11 protein-coding genes and 3 pseudogenes are annotated in these 14,185 nt (G+C 74.9%); 7 read left to right on the top strand and 7 right to left on the bottom strand.

The annotated features are described in order from the left end of the window. Nucleotides 1-83 precede the first annotated feature (83 nt). Nucleotides 84-1,437, top strand: a pseudogene (locus L6E17_RS15595) (M1 family metallopeptidase). A gap of 185 nt (nt 1,438-1,622) precedes the next feature. Here the strand turns inward: L6E17_RS15595 and L6E17_RS15590 are convergent. Further along, nucleotides 1,623-2,135: a GNAT family N-acetyltransferase gene (locus tag L6E17_RS15590; protein ID WP_236241390.1), complete on the bottom strand. Its 513-nt coding sequence runs from the start codon at nt 2,133-2,135 to the stop codon at nt 1,623-1,625. 61 nt (nt 2,136-2,196) lie between these two features. Next, nucleotides 2,197-2,772: a TerD family protein gene (locus L6E17_RS15585; RefSeq protein ID WP_236241389.1), complete on the bottom strand. Its 576-nt coding sequence runs from the start codon at nt 2,770-2,772 to the stop codon at nt 2,197-2,199. 194 nt (nt 2,773-2,966) lie between these two features. Between L6E17_RS15585 and arfB the strand changes: the two genes are divergently transcribed. Continuing rightward, complete coding sequence (gene arfB / locus L6E17_RS15580; protein ID WP_236241388.1) at nt 2,967-3,395, top strand: alternative ribosome rescue aminoacyl-tRNA hydrolase ArfB; 429 nt, start codon at nt 2,967-2,969, stop codon at nt 3,393-3,395. 385 nt (nt 3,396-3,780) lie between these two features. Here arfB and L6E17_RS15575 read toward each other — a convergent pair whose 3' ends face one another. Continuing rightward, nucleotides 3,781-4,362 (bottom strand): flavin reductase family protein, encoded by a 582-nt coding sequence (locus L6E17_RS15575; RefSeq protein ID WP_236241387.1) that lies wholly within the window; start codon nt 4,360-4,362, stop codon nt 3,781-3,783. A gap of 295 nt (nt 4,363-4,657) precedes the next feature. Here L6E17_RS15575 and cdgB point away from each other — a divergent pair, with 295 nt between their 5' ends. Together cdgB and L6E17_RS15565 are read left to right on the top strand one after the other, a co-directional pair. Beyond that, nucleotides 4,658-6,343 (top strand): diguanylate cyclase CdgB, encoded by a 1,686-nt coding sequence (cdgB, locus tag L6E17_RS15570; protein ID WP_236241386.1) that lies wholly within the window; start codon nt 4,658-4,660, stop codon nt 6,341-6,343. A gap of 99 nt (nt 6,344-6,442) precedes the next feature. Further along, nucleotides 6,443-7,423: a carbohydrate-binding protein gene (locus tag L6E17_RS15565; protein ID WP_236241385.1), complete on the top strand. Its 981-nt coding sequence runs from the start codon at nt 6,443-6,445 to the stop codon at nt 7,421-7,423. Between the two features lie 109 nt (nt 7,424-7,532). On the opposite strand, the pseudogene L6E17_RS15560 reads toward L6E17_RS15565, so the two are convergent. The 3 genes and pseudogenes from L6E17_RS15560 to L6E17_RS15550 all read right to left on the bottom strand — a co-directional run bounded on the left by L6E17_RS15560 (nt 7,533) and on the right by L6E17_RS15550 (nt 10,794). After that, nucleotides 7,533-8,466, bottom strand: a pseudogene (locus tag L6E17_RS15560) (1-phosphofructokinase family hexose kinase). Nucleotides 8,467-8,599: 133 nt separating this feature from the next. After that, nucleotides 8,600-9,829, bottom strand: a complete 1,230-nt coding sequence (gene nagA / locus L6E17_RS15555) for an N-acetylglucosamine-6-phosphate deacetylase (RefSeq protein WP_236241384.1) — start codon at nt 9,827-9,829, stop codon at nt 8,600-8,602. Further along, entirely contained in the window at nt 9,829-10,794 is a 966-nt protein-coding gene (locus L6E17_RS15550; protein WP_236241383.1) for an ROK family protein, read from the bottom strand. The genes nagA and L6E17_RS15550 overlap by 1 nt, the downstream gene beginning before the upstream one ends. 163 nt (nt 10,795-10,957) lie before the next feature. On the opposite strand from L6E17_RS15550, the gene L6E17_RS15545 reads away from it, so the two are divergent. The 3 genes from L6E17_RS15545 (at nt 10,958) to otsB (ending at nt 13,731) form a co-directional block, all read left to right on the top strand. After that, entirely contained in the window at nt 10,958-12,247 is a 1,290-nt protein-coding gene (locus tag L6E17_RS15545; protein ID WP_236241382.1) for an extracellular solute-binding protein, read from the top strand. A gap of 324 nt (nt 12,248-12,571) precedes the next feature. Next, nucleotides 12,572-12,832: a DUF3263 domain-containing protein gene (locus L6E17_RS15540; protein ID WP_236241715.1), complete on the top strand. Its 261-nt coding sequence runs from the start codon at nt 12,572-12,574 to the stop codon at nt 12,830-12,832. 38 nt (nt 12,833-12,870) lie between these two features. Beyond that, nucleotides 12,871-13,731, top strand: coding sequence for a trehalose-phosphatase (gene otsB / locus L6E17_RS15535; RefSeq protein WP_236241381.1), 861 nt, complete (start codon nt 12,871-12,873; stop codon nt 13,729-13,731). On the opposite strand, the pseudogene L6E17_RS15530 reads toward otsB, so the two are convergent. Next, nucleotides 13,720-14,057 (bottom strand): annotated as a pseudogene (locus tag L6E17_RS15530) (Uma2 family endonuclease); the annotation flags it as partial. The gene otsB and the pseudogene L6E17_RS15530 sit on opposite strands and share 12 nt — an antisense overlap. Nucleotides 14,058-14,185 lie beyond the last annotated feature (128 nt).

Raw genomic sequence — 14,185 nt, 5'->3', positions numbered from 1 at the left:
GCTCCGCTTACCATCGCCGGGTGTACCGGACCCGGCCCCGCACCCCCGCCGGCCGCCGCCCCGCCGCCGCGGGCGCCGCCGCCCTGCTCCTGCTGGGCGCGGCGCTCGCGGGCTGCACCGGCGGGGTGCGGGGAGCCCGGCGCGGCGGGCCTGCGCGACCCGTACTTCCCGCGGCTCGGCAACGGCGGCTACGACGTCGGCCACTACGCCCTCACCCTGGCGTACGACCCGCGCGCCCGGCACCTGGAGGGCACCGCGGAGATCACCGCCCGCGCCACCGAGGACCTCAGCGCCTTCAACCTCGACCTCGCGGGGCTCACCGTGCACGGCGCCACCGTCGACGGCGACCCGGCCTCCGTGCGCCGCGCCGGACACGAGCTGACCCTGCGGCCGCGCGACGACATCGGGAAGGGCGCCACCTTCCGCACCGTCGTCCGCTACTCGGGCACGCCCCGCACGGTCACCGACCCGGACGGCTCGCAGGAGGGCTGGCTGCCGACCGCGGACGGCGCCCTGGCCGTCGGCCAGCCCACCGGGTCCATGGCGTGGTTCCCCGGCAACCACCACCCCTCCGACAAGGCCGCGTACCAGCTGCGGATCACCGTCCCGAAGGGCGTCCGGGCCGTCTCCAACGGCGAGCTCACCAGCACCCGCACCGCCGCCGACGGCGCCACCACCACCACGTGGCGGACCGCCGAGCCGATGGCGAGCTACCTCGCGGTGCTGGCCGTCGGCGCCTTCGAGGTGGAGACGTCCCGCACCGCGTCGGGACTGCCCGTCCTCACCGCGGTGGACTCCTCGGTCGCCCGCCGCGGGGGCACCGGCCAGGTCCTCGCCCGGCTGCCGGACGCGGTGGCGTGGGGGGAGCGGCGCTTCGGGCCGTACCCGTTCTCCTCGACCGGGGTGATCGTCGAGCGGGCGGAGGACATCGGCTACGCCCTGGAGACCCAGACGCGGCCGGTGTTCCCCGAGGACGCGTTCACCGAGCCGGTCCTCGTCCACGAGCTGGCCCACCAGTGGTACGGCGACTCCGTGTCGCCGGAGACATGGCGGGACATGTGGCTCAACGAGGGCTTCGCGACCTACGCCGAGTGGCTGTACGCGGAGGACCTCGCGGGCACGCCCGCGCGGCAGGCCCACGAAGCGGCCTTCGCTGACGACGCCAACTGGGCCTTCCCCCCGGCCGAGCCGCCGGGACCGGAGCACATCTCGGACGCGCCCGTGTACGGCCGCGGCGCGATGGTCCTGCAGAAGCTGCGCGAAAGCGTCGGCGACGAGGTCTTCTTCGCGATCCTCAAGGGCTGGGCGGCGGAGCACCGCCACGGCAACGCGTCGACGGAGGACTTCACCCGCTACGCCGAGGCCCGCGCCGACCGGGACCTGGCGGAGCTGTGGGACACCTGGCTGTACGGCGGGACGAAGCCGGCACGACCCTGACGGCGGGTGGGCGCGGCGCTCCGGGCCGGCGGGCCCCCGGCGGCCCGGAGCCGCGTACCCGGCACGTCGGCTGCCCGGCGCACCCGGCACCGGCGTCCGCGACACCGGGCGCACGCCGCCTCACGCCGGCTGCGCCTCCAGCGCCTTGCGCTGGCTGCGCCTACGGGGCCTTGCGTCGGCTGCGCCTACAGCGCCTTGCGCATCACGACGCAGTCGCGGCCCGACTTCCTGTCCTTGCGGCGGTCGGTCTCGTGGTAGCCGAGGGCGCGCCAGAAGGCCAGGGCCCGGGTGTTGTTGTCCAGTACGGCCAGCTTGACGCCCGTACGGCCCAGGCCGCGGAACCGCTTCTCGACGATCTCCGCCAGCTCCCGGCCGAAGCCCATGCGGTGGTCCCGGGCGTGCACCATCAGCAGCCCGATCCACGGGTCCGGGTCGTCGGGGTCCGGGTGGTGGGCGAGCGTCACCGCGATGCCGATGACGCGGCCCTCCGAACGGGCCAGCAGCACCTCCGCGCCCGGCCGCGCCAGCTCCTCCGCGAGGGAGGTGGCGACCTGCTCGGGCGTGATGTCGGCCGGATCCGGGAACTCCCCGCTGAGCTGCTGGAACTCCCGGTTCGACGCGTACAGCGCGGTCAGCTCGGTGAGCAGCTGCCCGGGCAGGGCTGCCTCCTCGCCGAGCTCCAGCGGTTCCACGATCATGCGGCCACAGTAGGGCCCCGGCGCGCGGACCGCCGCCGGGGCCACACCGCTGGGGTGCGGGTCAGACGTTCACGCCGAAGTCGCGGGCGATGCCCTCCAGGCCGGAGGCGTAGCCCTGGCCGACGGCGCGGAACTTCCACTCGGCGCCGTTCCGGTACAGCTCGCCGAAGACCATGGCGGTCTCGGTGGCGGCGTCCTCGCTGAGGTCGTAGCGCGCGATCTCGCCGCCGCCGTTCTGGTTGACGACGCGGATGTAGGCGTTGCGGACCTGGCCGAAGTTCTGGCCGCGGGACGCCGCGTCGTAGATGGAGACCGGGAAGACGATCTTGTCGACGTTGGCGGGCAGGCCCGCCAGGTTGACGTTGATCTGCTCGTCGTCGCCGCCGCCCTCGCCGGTGCGGTTGTCACCGGTGTGGACGATGGTGCCGTCGGGGGTGGACTTGTTGTTGAAGAACACGAAGTGCGCTTCGGAGGCGACCTGGCCGGACGCGTCGACGCCGATCGCGGAGGCGTCCAGGTCGAAGTCGGTGCCGGTGGTGGTCCGGACGTCCCAGCCGAGGCCGACCGTGATGGCGGTCAGACCCGGGGCCTCCTTGGTCAGCGAGACGTTGCCGCCCTTGGACAGGCTTACAGCCATGGGAGTCCCTTTCAGTCACGTGAGTGCGTCACTGCACTTAACGTCGTCGGTGCCGCGCTGGTTCCAGCTGAGTGCGTCCGACCCGAAACGGGCCGTGCAGGCGGGGTGCGCCCGGTCCGGGACCGGCCGCGCGGCGGTGTGGCCGGTCCGAAAACAGGATGACGCGAACACGCCCGGGACGCGACCATGGGGGCATGCCCGGTCCTTACCCCATCCGCGGCTCGGTCGTCCTCCCGGAGGCCGAGCTGATGTGGCGTTTCTCCCGGTCGTCCGGGCCCGGCGGGCAGCACGTCAACACCAGTGACTCGCAGGTGGAGCTGCGCTTCGACCTCGCCCGCACGGAGGCGCTGCCCCCGGTGTGGAAGCAGCGGGCGCTGGAGCGGCTCGGCGGGCGCCTGGTCGGCGGGGTGGTCACCGTACGGGCCTCGGAGCACCGCTCCCAGTGGCGCAACCGCGAGACCGCGGCGGTCCGCCTCGCGTCCCTGCTGGCGGAGGCGACGGCGCCGCCGCCGAAGCCGCGCAAGCCGACGCGGATCCCGAAGGGCATCAACGAGCGCAGGCTGCGCGAGAAGAAGCAGCGGGCGCAGACCAAGCGCGGCCGCTCCGCCCGCGACTGGACGTGACGCCCGCCCGGGGACTGCGGGGCGGGGGCCGCACTGCCCGGTGGGGCCGGACGGTTCGCCGGTGCCGGCGGAGGGTCGGCGGGGAAGCCGCTCTGCCCGGCGGTGCCGGACGCGACGCGCCCGCCCGGGGAAGGCCGGCGGGGTCGCTCGGTGCGCGGGACGCGTGAGGCCGGGCGGGGCGCCCGCGCCGAGAGAGGGTCCGCGTCCGCCGCGGGAGGAGCCGACCCCGGCCCCGCGCCGGAGGTGGCCGCGGGGGCGTCCTTCCGCCGGAGGAAGACGGTCAGGCGGGGCCCCGGAGGCGCGGCTGGACCGGCCGGAGGCGCGAGCCGACCCCCGGAGGCGCGGCTGGACCGGCCGGAGGCGCGAGCCGCCCCGGAGGCGCGGCCTACCCCAGGTGGCGGTAGCGGCCGCGGAAGTACAGCAGGGGCGAGCCCTCACCGCGGGGCGACGCGGCGGACAGCACCCGTCCGACGACCAGTGTGTGGTCGCCCGCCTCGACCCGCTGCTCCGTGCGGCACTCCAGGACCGCCAGCGCCCCTTCCACCAGCGGCGCCCCCGACCGCTCGCCGCGCGTGTGCGGCAGGTCGGCGAAGAGCAGCCGGTCGCTGAGCCGCCCCTTCATCGCGAAGCGGGCCGCGACCTGCCGCTGGTCATCGGCCAGCACCGACACCGCCCACAGGGGCTGCTCCGCCAGCAGGTCGTCCATGCGGGAGCCGGACCGCACGCTCACCATCACCAGCGGCGGGTCCAGGGAGACCGACACGAACGCGGTCGCGGTCATGCCGGCGTCCTCGCCGGGCGGTCCGTCCGCGCCCAGCGGCGGCTCGACGGCCGTCACCAGGACCACGCCCCCGGCCAGCCGGGACATCGCCGCGCGGAAGTCGTCGGGGCTCACCTCCTCAGCATCCCCCGGAGCGGGGGCGGAGGCGGCGGGCACGGGCAGCGGGGTGCGGGTTGTTGGCGACACACCCGAAACGCTAACCTCGCCCGCCACCCGGTCGCATCGGGCCGGGGAACCAGTCCGGGCCCCGCCGCGGTCCTAGGACCCGGGGCGATTTGCGTTCACTAACCCTTCGGGCAATCGACGGAGCACCATGGGGCTGGACCTCACCTTGTGTGACTTGAGTCACAGAGCGCAGTAATTGTTGACCCTGTGTACCGAGTGCACAGCTCGCTGTGATTCAGTGGCCGTGCGCCGCACACATGTATGCCGATCACACCGCCTGGAGTTGTTGCTGTCGAGGTCTCGGGGAGAGCGAACGATGGAGACCGAGTCGGAGCCGTACGTCCGTCTTGCGACCCTGCGGCAGCTGCACCAGGTCGTCGCCACCCTGAACACGGCCCGCAGCCTGGCCGACACCCTGCAGACCGTCGCCGACGGCGTCATCACCGGACTCGGCTACGAGCTGGCCTGCGTGAACCTCGTCCGCCCCGACGGCGACCTGGTCGTCGCCGCCTTCGCGGGCAACGCCGCGGCGGAAGCGCTGATCACCGGCCGGGTCGGCTCGCGCGCCTCCTGGGACCGCCGCCTCGGCATGGGCGAGGCGTGGGGCGACCTGCGGTTCATACCGCACACCGAGGGCTGGGTGCTGATAGACGACGACGTGCCGCAGTGGCACACCGACGGCCCCGAACCCCGCTTCGAGGACGAGTGGCACCCCCGCGACCGGCTCTACGCCCCGATGTACTCCTCCGGCGGCAAGCGCGAGCTCCTCGGTGTCATCTCCGTCGACCGGCCCCGCAACGGCCGCCGCCCGGGCGCCTGGGGGCGCGAAGCGCTGCAAATGTATGCTTCCCAAGCCGCCATTGCGATCAGTAACGCGCGTCTGCGCTCAAACATGCAGCGCGCGCTGGTCCGCCTGGAGCGGGAGCAGCAGGCGCTGCGGGCCAGCGAGGAGTCGTTCCGGCAGGCGTTCGAGTACGCCCCCTCCGGCATGGCCATCGCCGAGATGGGCGGCGACCAGCACGGGCGGATCCTGCGCACCAACGACGCGCTGTGCCGGCTGCTGGGGCGGCCCGCGTCCGTGATGCGCCGCTACTCCTTCGCCGACCTCGTCCACCCGGAGGACGTCGGCACGCTGCTGCGCACCTCGGCCGAGGGCGGCCGGGCCGAGCTGCGGCTCGCGCGGCGCGACGGCTCGTACGTCTGGGTGTCGCTGCGCAACTCGGTGGTGGCGGACACGGCGGACGGCCCCCGCTTCCTCCTCACGCACATCGAGGACATCGAGGAGCGCAAGCGCCACGAGCTCCAGCTCGCACACCGCGCCTCGCACGACGCGCTGACCGGCCTGCCCAACAGCGCCGAGCTGCGCGCCCGGCTCAGCGCCCGGCTGTGCTCCCGGCCGGGCGGCCGGCCCGTGCGGGCGACGGCGGCGGACGCCGCCGCGTACGAGGGCGGCTACGCGGTGGACGCCGCCGCCTACGACTCGGACCACGACTACGAGTACGGCTACCGCGGGGACGGCTTCGACTTCGATCCGTCGTCCGCCGGCGCCCCGTACGACGCGCACGTGCACGCGGTCGCGCCGAGCGGCGACCCGGACGAGGGCACCAAGGGCCTGGCGGTGCTCTTCTGCGACCTGGACGGCTTCAAGTCGATCAACGACAGGTTCGGGCACCACACCGGCGACGCGGTGCTCATCGAGGTGGCGCGGCGGCTGACGGCCGGGGTCCGGGACGGCGACACGGTGGCGCGGCTGGGCGGTGACGAGTTCGTCGTCCTCGCCGACGGGCTCGGCGCCGCGGACGCCGCCGACCTGGCCGTACGGCTCCGCAACGGCATCATCCCGCCGATCCGGGTGGACGGCAGGGCGGTCCGCGTCGGTGCCAGCTTCGGCATCGGCTGGGCGGAGTGCGGCATGTCCGTCGAGGAGGTGCTGAACTCCGCCGACCAGCGGATGTACATGGAGAAGCGCTCCCGTGCCAAGGTCCACCGGAGGGCCGGCTAGCACCGGCGGGCCCCTCGCGGCCCGCCGCGGTCCCCCGTTCGGGGTAGGCTCGCCGAGGTCGGTGACCCCTCGCGAGCACGGATGAGGAGTGAGGCAGGGATGGCTGCCGGTAACAGCGGCAACGGCACGGGGACGCCCGAGGACGACGATCCCTTCGGCTACCTGTACGCCGACGGCCAGGCATCGGGTGCCCAGGCGCAGCGCCAGGGCGGCTACGGCTACCCCGGTCCCGCCGCAGCCCCGCAGCCGGGGCGGCCCCGCACCTCGTACAACCAGGTCAGGGCCGTCGGTGAACGCCAGTACGGCCAGCCGCAGCCCCCTCAGCAGTACGGCCAGCAGCCTCCGCAGCAGTACGGCCAGCCGCACGCCCAGTACGCCGCGCCCGAGACGTACCCGGGCGGCGCGCCGACCCGGCCGGTGCCCCCGCAGGGCGGTCGCGGCGGTCGCGGCGGCGGCCCCAACACGCGGGGCCTGCTGATCGGCGCGGTCGCGGTGGTCCTGGTCGTGCTGGCCGGTATCACGGTGGCGCTGCTCACCAAGGACTCCGAGGACAAGAACGCCGACGCGCGGCCCACGCCGCCGGCCCCGGCGGCCTCGCAGCCCGAGGACGCGCCGAGCCCCCAGCCCTCCGGCTCCGGCCCCGCCGGCGGCGAACTCCCCAAGCGCGACGCGGCCACCCTGGAGCTGACGCCGCCGGCTGCCTTGGGCAAGGAGCTGCCGGGCGCGAAGGGCACCGGCGGCGCGTACGTCATGTTCAACGGTGTCGGCGGCGCCGCCAGCTGGAAGGTCGACGTGCCGGAGGACGGCTGGTACACGCTGTTCCTCACCTACGCCGTACCGGGCCGGGATGCCAAGACCTCCCTCACGGTCAACGGCGGTGCGCCGCGCGAGATCAACATGTCCAACTTCGCCAACGCCCCGGAGGGCGACTGGGAGAAGGGCTGGACGCACACGTTCTCGTACATGCAGCTGGACAAGGGCGAGAACACCCTGAGGATGTCCTGCGAGCAGGGCAACACGTGTGAGGCGTACCTCGACCAGGTCTGGATCGAGCGCGGTCAGGTGCGGAAGAAGAGCTAGCCCCGGCGCCCGCGCCCCCGGCGGCGGCAGGTCGGCAGTGCGCCCTCCCGGTGGACCGGGAGGGCGCACCCGTGCGGGGGCGGCTCGTGCCGTGCCCGCCGCCGGCGGTTCAGGCCGCCGCGGCCTGTTCCGTCACCGCGATGCGGGGCCCGAGGTCGGCGTACGCGCCCGGGTCGAACTCGCCCGCGACGGGCGCCAGCACCGCCGCCGCGGCCAGTGCCGCGGCGCGGGCCAGGCGGTCCGGCCAGGGGAGGCCCTCCACCAGGGCGGACAGCAGGCCCGCCACCGCCGCGTCGCCGGCGCCCGTCGGGTTGCCCGCCAGGCGGGACGGGGCTCCGCGCGCCACGTGCCGTCCGGTGTGACGGCCAGCAGGCCGTCCGCGCCGAGGAGGTGACCACCGCGTGCGCGCCCCGGCGGCGGGCGTCCCGGGTGGCGCGCAGCGGCTCGCGGCCGCCGGTCAGCGCGGCCAGCTCCGCCGCGTTCGGCTTCACGATGTCGGGGCGGGCGGCGATGCCGCGGCGCAGGGGTTCCCCGCTGGTGTCGAGGAGCACCGGGACGCCGGCCGCGCGGGCGCGGCGCACCAGAGGGGCGTACGCGCCGACGTGGACGCCCGGCGGCAGGCTGCCGCACAGGGCGACCGCCCGGGCCCGGGGCAGCAGCGCGTCGTACGCGGTGAGCAGGGCCGCCCACTCGGCGGAGGAGACGGCCGGGCCCGGTTCGTCGAACCGGGTCGCCTCGCCGCTCGCCGTGTCGGCGACCGCGACCGTGCGGCGGGTGGTGCCCGCGATCGGGACCAGTGCGTCCCGCACGGGCAGCGGGGCGAGCAGACCGCGCAGCACCTCGCCCGTGGGGCCGCCCGCGAAGCCCGTGACGACCGCCTCGTGGCCGAGTGCGGCCAGCACGCGCGCCACGTTGACCCCCTTGCCGCCGGGGCGCTCGGCCGCCTCGGCGACCCGGTGCGCGCTGCGCGGGACGAGGGCCGGGACCGTGTAGGTGAGGTCCAGCGCGGTGTTGAGCGTGACCGTGAGGATCACCGGTTCCACCACCCCCGAGAGTCATGGACCGGTTTCCCTGAGGTGTCCGGCCCGGAAAATTTGCGGTGCACGATCATGCCAAACGTGCGGCGGCCAGCCCAGTCCCCGGGGCCGGCCGCCTCACCGCAATCCGCTCGGAGATTCACCCCAGTTGGGGCTCAACCACCCATTCGCCGCGCCGCATGACGCCCTTGAGGGCGAAGTCGGCGTCCAGGACGACGAGGTCGGCGTCCTTGCCGGGCTCCACGGAGCCGATCCGGTCGTACAGCCCCAGCAGCTTCGCCGGGTTGGCGGACAGGGCCCTGACCACGTCCTCGACGGGCAGCCCGTCGATCGTGGCCGCCCGGCGGAACGCGGTGTCCAGCGTCAGGGTGGACCCGGCGATGGAGCCGCCCTCCACCAGCCGCGCCACGCCGTCCTTCACCTCCACCTCCAGCGGGCCGAGGTGGTAGACGCCGTCGCCGAAGCCCGCCGCGTCCATGGCGTCGGTGATGAACGCGACCCGCCCGGCGCCTGCGTGGCGGAACGCCAGCTCCAGGGCGGCGGGGTGCAGGTGCGTGCCGTCGTTGATGAGCTCGACGGTGACCCGCTCGTCCTCCAGGAGGGCGGCGATGGGGCCGGGGGAGCGGTGGTTCAGCGGCGGCATGGCGTTGAACAGGTGCGTGGCGACGGTCGCCCCGGCCTCGATCGCCTCGACGGTCTGCTCGTACGTGGCGTCGGTGTGGCCGACCGCCGCGATGACGCCGTGCTCGGCGAGGAGCCGTACGGAGTCGAGGCCGCCGGGCAGTTCGGTGGCGAGGGTGACCATGCGGGCGTGGCCGTGGGAGGCGTCGATCAGCTTGCGCACCTCGGCCGGGTCCGGTTCGCGCAGCAGCGCCTCGCTGTGGGCGCCCTTGCGGCAGGGGGAGATGAACGGGCCCTCGAAGTGGATGCCCGCGATGTCGCCCTGCTCGGCCAGCTCGGACAGTTCGGCGGCGCGGTGCGCGAGGAAGGCGAGGTCGCCGGTGACGGTGGAGGCGACGAGGGTGGTCGTGCCGTGCAGGCGGTGCGTGCGGATGCCGTGCAGCACGTCGTCCAGGCTGCCCGAGGTGAAGGACGCGCCGCCGCCGCCGTGGTTGTGGAGGTCGACGAAGCCGGGGACCAGCCAGTGCCCGGTGAGGTCCAGCGCGGGGGCGCCCGCCTGCTCCCCCGCGCCCGCCTGCTCCCCCGGCTCTCCCGTGCCCGCCGGTGCCGGACCCGCCGGGTCGGCGGCGGGTCCGGTGACGCTCTCGATGGTGCGGCCGCGGACGGCCACCCGGCCGCCGTCGACGATCCCGCCCGGCAGCACCACGCGGGCGCCGGCGAGAACCTTGAGGGGGTCGTGAGCGGCCATCAGGCGTTACCTTCCGAGTCGGTGGCGGCGGGGCCGCCGGGTACGGCGGTCGCGAGGAGGTCCCAGGCGAGGAGCCCCGCGCCCAGGCAGCCTGCGGTGTCCCCGAGGGCCGCGGGCACGATGGAGGGCGGCTTCTGGAACGTCACGCGCTCCTCGACGGCGGCCCGGAGGGGTGTGAACAAGGTTTCCCCCGCCTCGGCGAGCCCGCCACCGATGATCAGGGTGCGCGGGTCCAGCAGGGTGAGGGCGGTCACCAGGCCGTCGGCGAGCGCGTCGACCGCGGTGGTCCACACCCGTACGGCGGCGGGGTCGCCGGCCTCGACGGCCTTGGCGCAGTCGGCGGCGTCCGCGGAGGGCTCGCCGCTCGCCTCCGCCCAGGCGCGGCTCACCGCGGCGGCGGACGCCAGGGTCTCCAGGCAGCCGCGCTGCCCGCAGCCGCAGGCGGGGCCGCCGGGGCGGACGACGATGTGCCCGATCTCGCCGGCGCAGCCGTGGGCGCCCGCCTCGATGGAGCCGCCGATGCCGATGGCGCCCGCGATGCCGGTGCCGAGCGGGACGAACAGGAACCGGTCCGCGCCGCGCCCGGCGCCGACGCGGCCCTCGGCGAGCCCGCCGGCGCGCACGTCGTGGCCGAGGGCGACCGGCAGCCCGCCGAGCCGCTCGCCCAGCAGGGAGCGCAGCGGGACGTCCCGCCAGCCGAGGTTCGCGGCGTACACGGCGACGCCCTCGCCGGGGTCGACGATGCCGGGCACGGCGACGCCCGCGGCCGCGGCGCGCACGCCGTAGCGCACCTCGCCGACCGCGAGGAGGTCGGCGGCGAAGCCGAGGATCGACTCCACGACGGCTCCCGGGCCGCGCTCGCGCCCGGTGGGGCGGCGTGCCTCGTACAGCAGCGAACCGTCCGCCCCTACCAGGGCGGCTTTCATCCCGGTGCCGCCCACATCGAGGGCGATGACGTGTTCCACGGGACCCAGTGTCGCCCGAGCGGCGCTAAAGGTCTAGTCCACTTGACGAGGATTGTTGTCGCGCCTTACAAATCCCGGTGCACCCCGTGGTTTAGACCTAGGTGTAGACCTCTTATCCTTCCGGTGAACGCGAAAACGCAGCTTGGATGAGGGTGGGACGGCCGTGCAGCGACGCCGCAACAAGGGACTGACCGCGGCGCTGGCCGCACTGGGCGTCACGGCGACGCTGACACTGACCGGCTGCGGGGCGGACGGGGCCGGTGACACCGTCACCCTCCGGCTCGTCGCCGCCGACTACGGCAGCGGCGAGGCCAACACCTCGAAGAAGTACTGGGACGATCTCGCCCGCGCCTACGAGGCCGAGCACGCCGGCGTGAAGATCGACGTCACCGTCCTGTCCTGGAAGGACGTGGACCGCGAGGTGGCCGCGATGGTCGCCCGCGGCGAGGCGCCCGACCTCGCCCAGATCGGCGCCTACGCCGACTACGCCCGCGCCGGCAAGCTCTACCCCGTCGAGAACCTCGTCTCCGTGCCCACCCAGTCGAACTGGCAGCCCCTGCTGCGCCAGGCGGGCGAGGTCGACCGCGTGCAGTACGGCATGCCCTTCGGCGCCAGCACCCGCCTGCTGTTCTTCAACGAGGACCTCTTCACCCGGGCGGGCGCCGAGCCGCCCAAGACCTGGGACGAGCTGCAGAAGGCCGCGAAGAAGCTCAAGGCGAAGGACGTGACGTACCCCTTCGCCCTGCCGCTGGGCTCCGAGGAGTCGCAGGCCGAGACCATGATGTGGCTGCTCAGCGGGGGCGGCGGCTACCGCGACACCACCGGCACGGCGTACCAGCTCGACTCGCCCGCGAACGTGGCCACCATGACGTGGCTCAAGGACGAACTGGTCGGCGAGGGCCTGACCGGGCCCGTCGCCCCCGGCAAGCTCGACCGGCAGCAGGCCTTCGACGCCTTCGTACGGGGCGAGGTCGGCATGCTCAACGGCCACCCGACGCTGATGGAGACCGCCGAGAAGGCCGGCATCAAGGTCGGCAAGGTCCCGCTGCCCAGCCGCGACGGCGAACCCACCGCGACCATGGGCGTGGCCGACTGGATGATGGCCTTCAAGCAGAACGGCCACCGCAAGGAGATCGGCGCCTTCCTCGACTACGTCTACGAGGACAAGAACGTGCTGGCCTTCTCCGACCGCTACGACCTGCTGCCCGTCACCGTCACCGCCGGCGACGCCATGGAGGCCGACAAGAAGCACGCGGCCCTCAAGCCCTTCCTGGAGCAGATGCCGGGCTCCGAGCTGTACCCGGTCGGCGAGAAGTCCTGGGCCAGGGTCAGCGAGAGCATCAAGAAGAACATCGGCCGCGCCGTCGCCCCGGACGGGAACCCGAAGGCCGTCCTGGAGGACATAGCGACGGACGCCCGCACGGCGGAGTCCCGGTCCGCCGACGAGGACTGACCGGCCGCCGTCCCGGCACGGCATGCCGCACCCGGCGGCCCGCGCCCAGAGCCGGGTCGCGCCAGGGCGACCGCGGTCAGCGCCGACCCTGGTTCCGCGCCGGGGCAGGCCGCCGTTCGCCCGCCTGGGCTGCGCACGGCCCGGCGAGGCCCCGGATCCCGGGGGCTCCTGGCCCGGTGCGCCTCCCGGCCGGGTCGGGCGCCTCGCCCTGCGGGCAGCCCGCCGCGCCCGCCCCGTCCCGGGCCGCGCGGGGGCCGGCCTCGGCGGCCCGCGTCCGCGCCGCCCCGCGCGGCGGTGTCAGCGGGGTGTCGTAAGTTTGCTGATATGACCGCCGAGGAACCGCAGGGGCCGGCGCGCCCCCGCCCGCTCAGTGAGCGCGAGCGCGCGGTCCTGGCGATGGAGCGGCGCTCCTGGCCGGGGCCGGGCGCCAAGGAGCGCGCCATCCGGGAGCAGCTCGAACTGTCGCCCGTGCGCTACTACCAGGTCCTCAACGCCCTGCTGGACGACGAGGCGGCGCTCGCCCACGACCCCGTCACGGTCAACCGCCTGCGCCGGGTCCGCGCGCTGCGGGAGTCCCGCCGGTAGGGGTGTCGGGGGCACGGGTTGTGGATAGATACGCACACATGTCCACGATTCCGGAACACCCGGCGCCGGATCTGCCCCGCCCCGCCACCGCCGAGGGCCGGGCGGGTCTGGCCGCGATCCTGGCGCACCCCGGCAAGGCCGTGGTCGCCGTCGACTTCGACGGCACCCTCGCCCCCATCGTCCCCGACCCCGAGCAGGCCCGCGCCCACCCGGGCGCCGTACCGGCCCTGGCCGCGCTGGCGCGGCACGTCGCTGCCGTGGCGGTGGTGACGGGCCGCCCGGCCGAGGTCGCCGTCCGCTACGGCGGCTTCGCCGGGGTCCCCGGCCTGGAGCGCCTCGTGGTCCTCGGCCACTACGGCGCCGAGCGCTGGGACGCCGCCACCGGCGAGGTGCGCGCCGCCCCGGTGCACCCCGGCGTGGCCGCCGCCCGCGCCGACCTGCCCCGCGTGCTGGAGCGCAGCGGCGCGGGGCCCGGCGTCGCCGTCGAGGAGAAGGGCCGCGCGGTCGCCGTCCACACCCGCCGCGCCGAGGACCCGCAGCGCGCCTTCGACGCCCTGGCCGAGCGCCTCGCCGACCTGGCCGCCCGCCACGGCCTCGTCCTGGAACCCGGCCGCATGGTGCTGGAGCTGCGCCCACCGGGCATGGACAAGGGCAGGGCGGTCGCCGACCTGGCCCGCGAGACGGGCGCCGGGGCCCTCCTCTACGCGGGCGACGACCTGGGCGACCTGCCCGCGTACGCGGCCGTCGAGAAGCTCCGCCGCGACGGCGTCCCCGGCCTGCTGCTGTGCAGCGGCAGCGACGAGGTCCTGGAACTCGCCACCCGCGCCGACCTCACCCTCCCGGGACCCGAGGCGGTGGTCGGCTTCCTGGGCGCCCTGGCGCGCGGGCTAGCCGAGTGACGAGGTGTCCAGCTCGATGCCGAACGGCTCGGGAAGACGGACCGCGGTCCCGTACGGGTGCGGTCCGTCCACCCGCGCGCAACCGAGCGGACCGGGCTCGGAGAACAGGGTGACGCTGCGCTCCCGCACACCCGCGGGTAACCGAGCGGACCGGGCTCGGAGAAGAGGGTGACGCTGCGCTCCCGCAGGTCGACCAGCAGGTACAGCGGCGCGCCGTACTCCGCGCACCGCTTCCGCTTGACGACCCGGTCCGTGTCGCCGTCGGACTCGGAGGTCACTTCCCTCACCAGGAGCGTCCGGTCGGGCAGCAGAGCCTTCGCACCCCTTTGCGCTGGATCGCGTACTTGAGAGCGCGCTCCGGGTCCGCGACGACGCGGTAGTCGTCAGGTGCGGTTGCCATGCGACATCCCTGCCACGAGCCATGACACGAGCAGGCATAGCACCAGCGTGCACC

It is taken from the genome of Streptomyces sp. CC228A (genome assembly GCF_021390935.1).
In the GTDB taxonomy this organism is placed as follows: domain Bacteria; phylum Actinomycetota; class Actinomycetes; order Streptomycetales; family Streptomycetaceae; genus Streptomyces.
The sequence above is the reverse complement of the archived record's forward strand: the minus strand, read 5'-3'. Positions and strand labels throughout refer to the sequence as shown.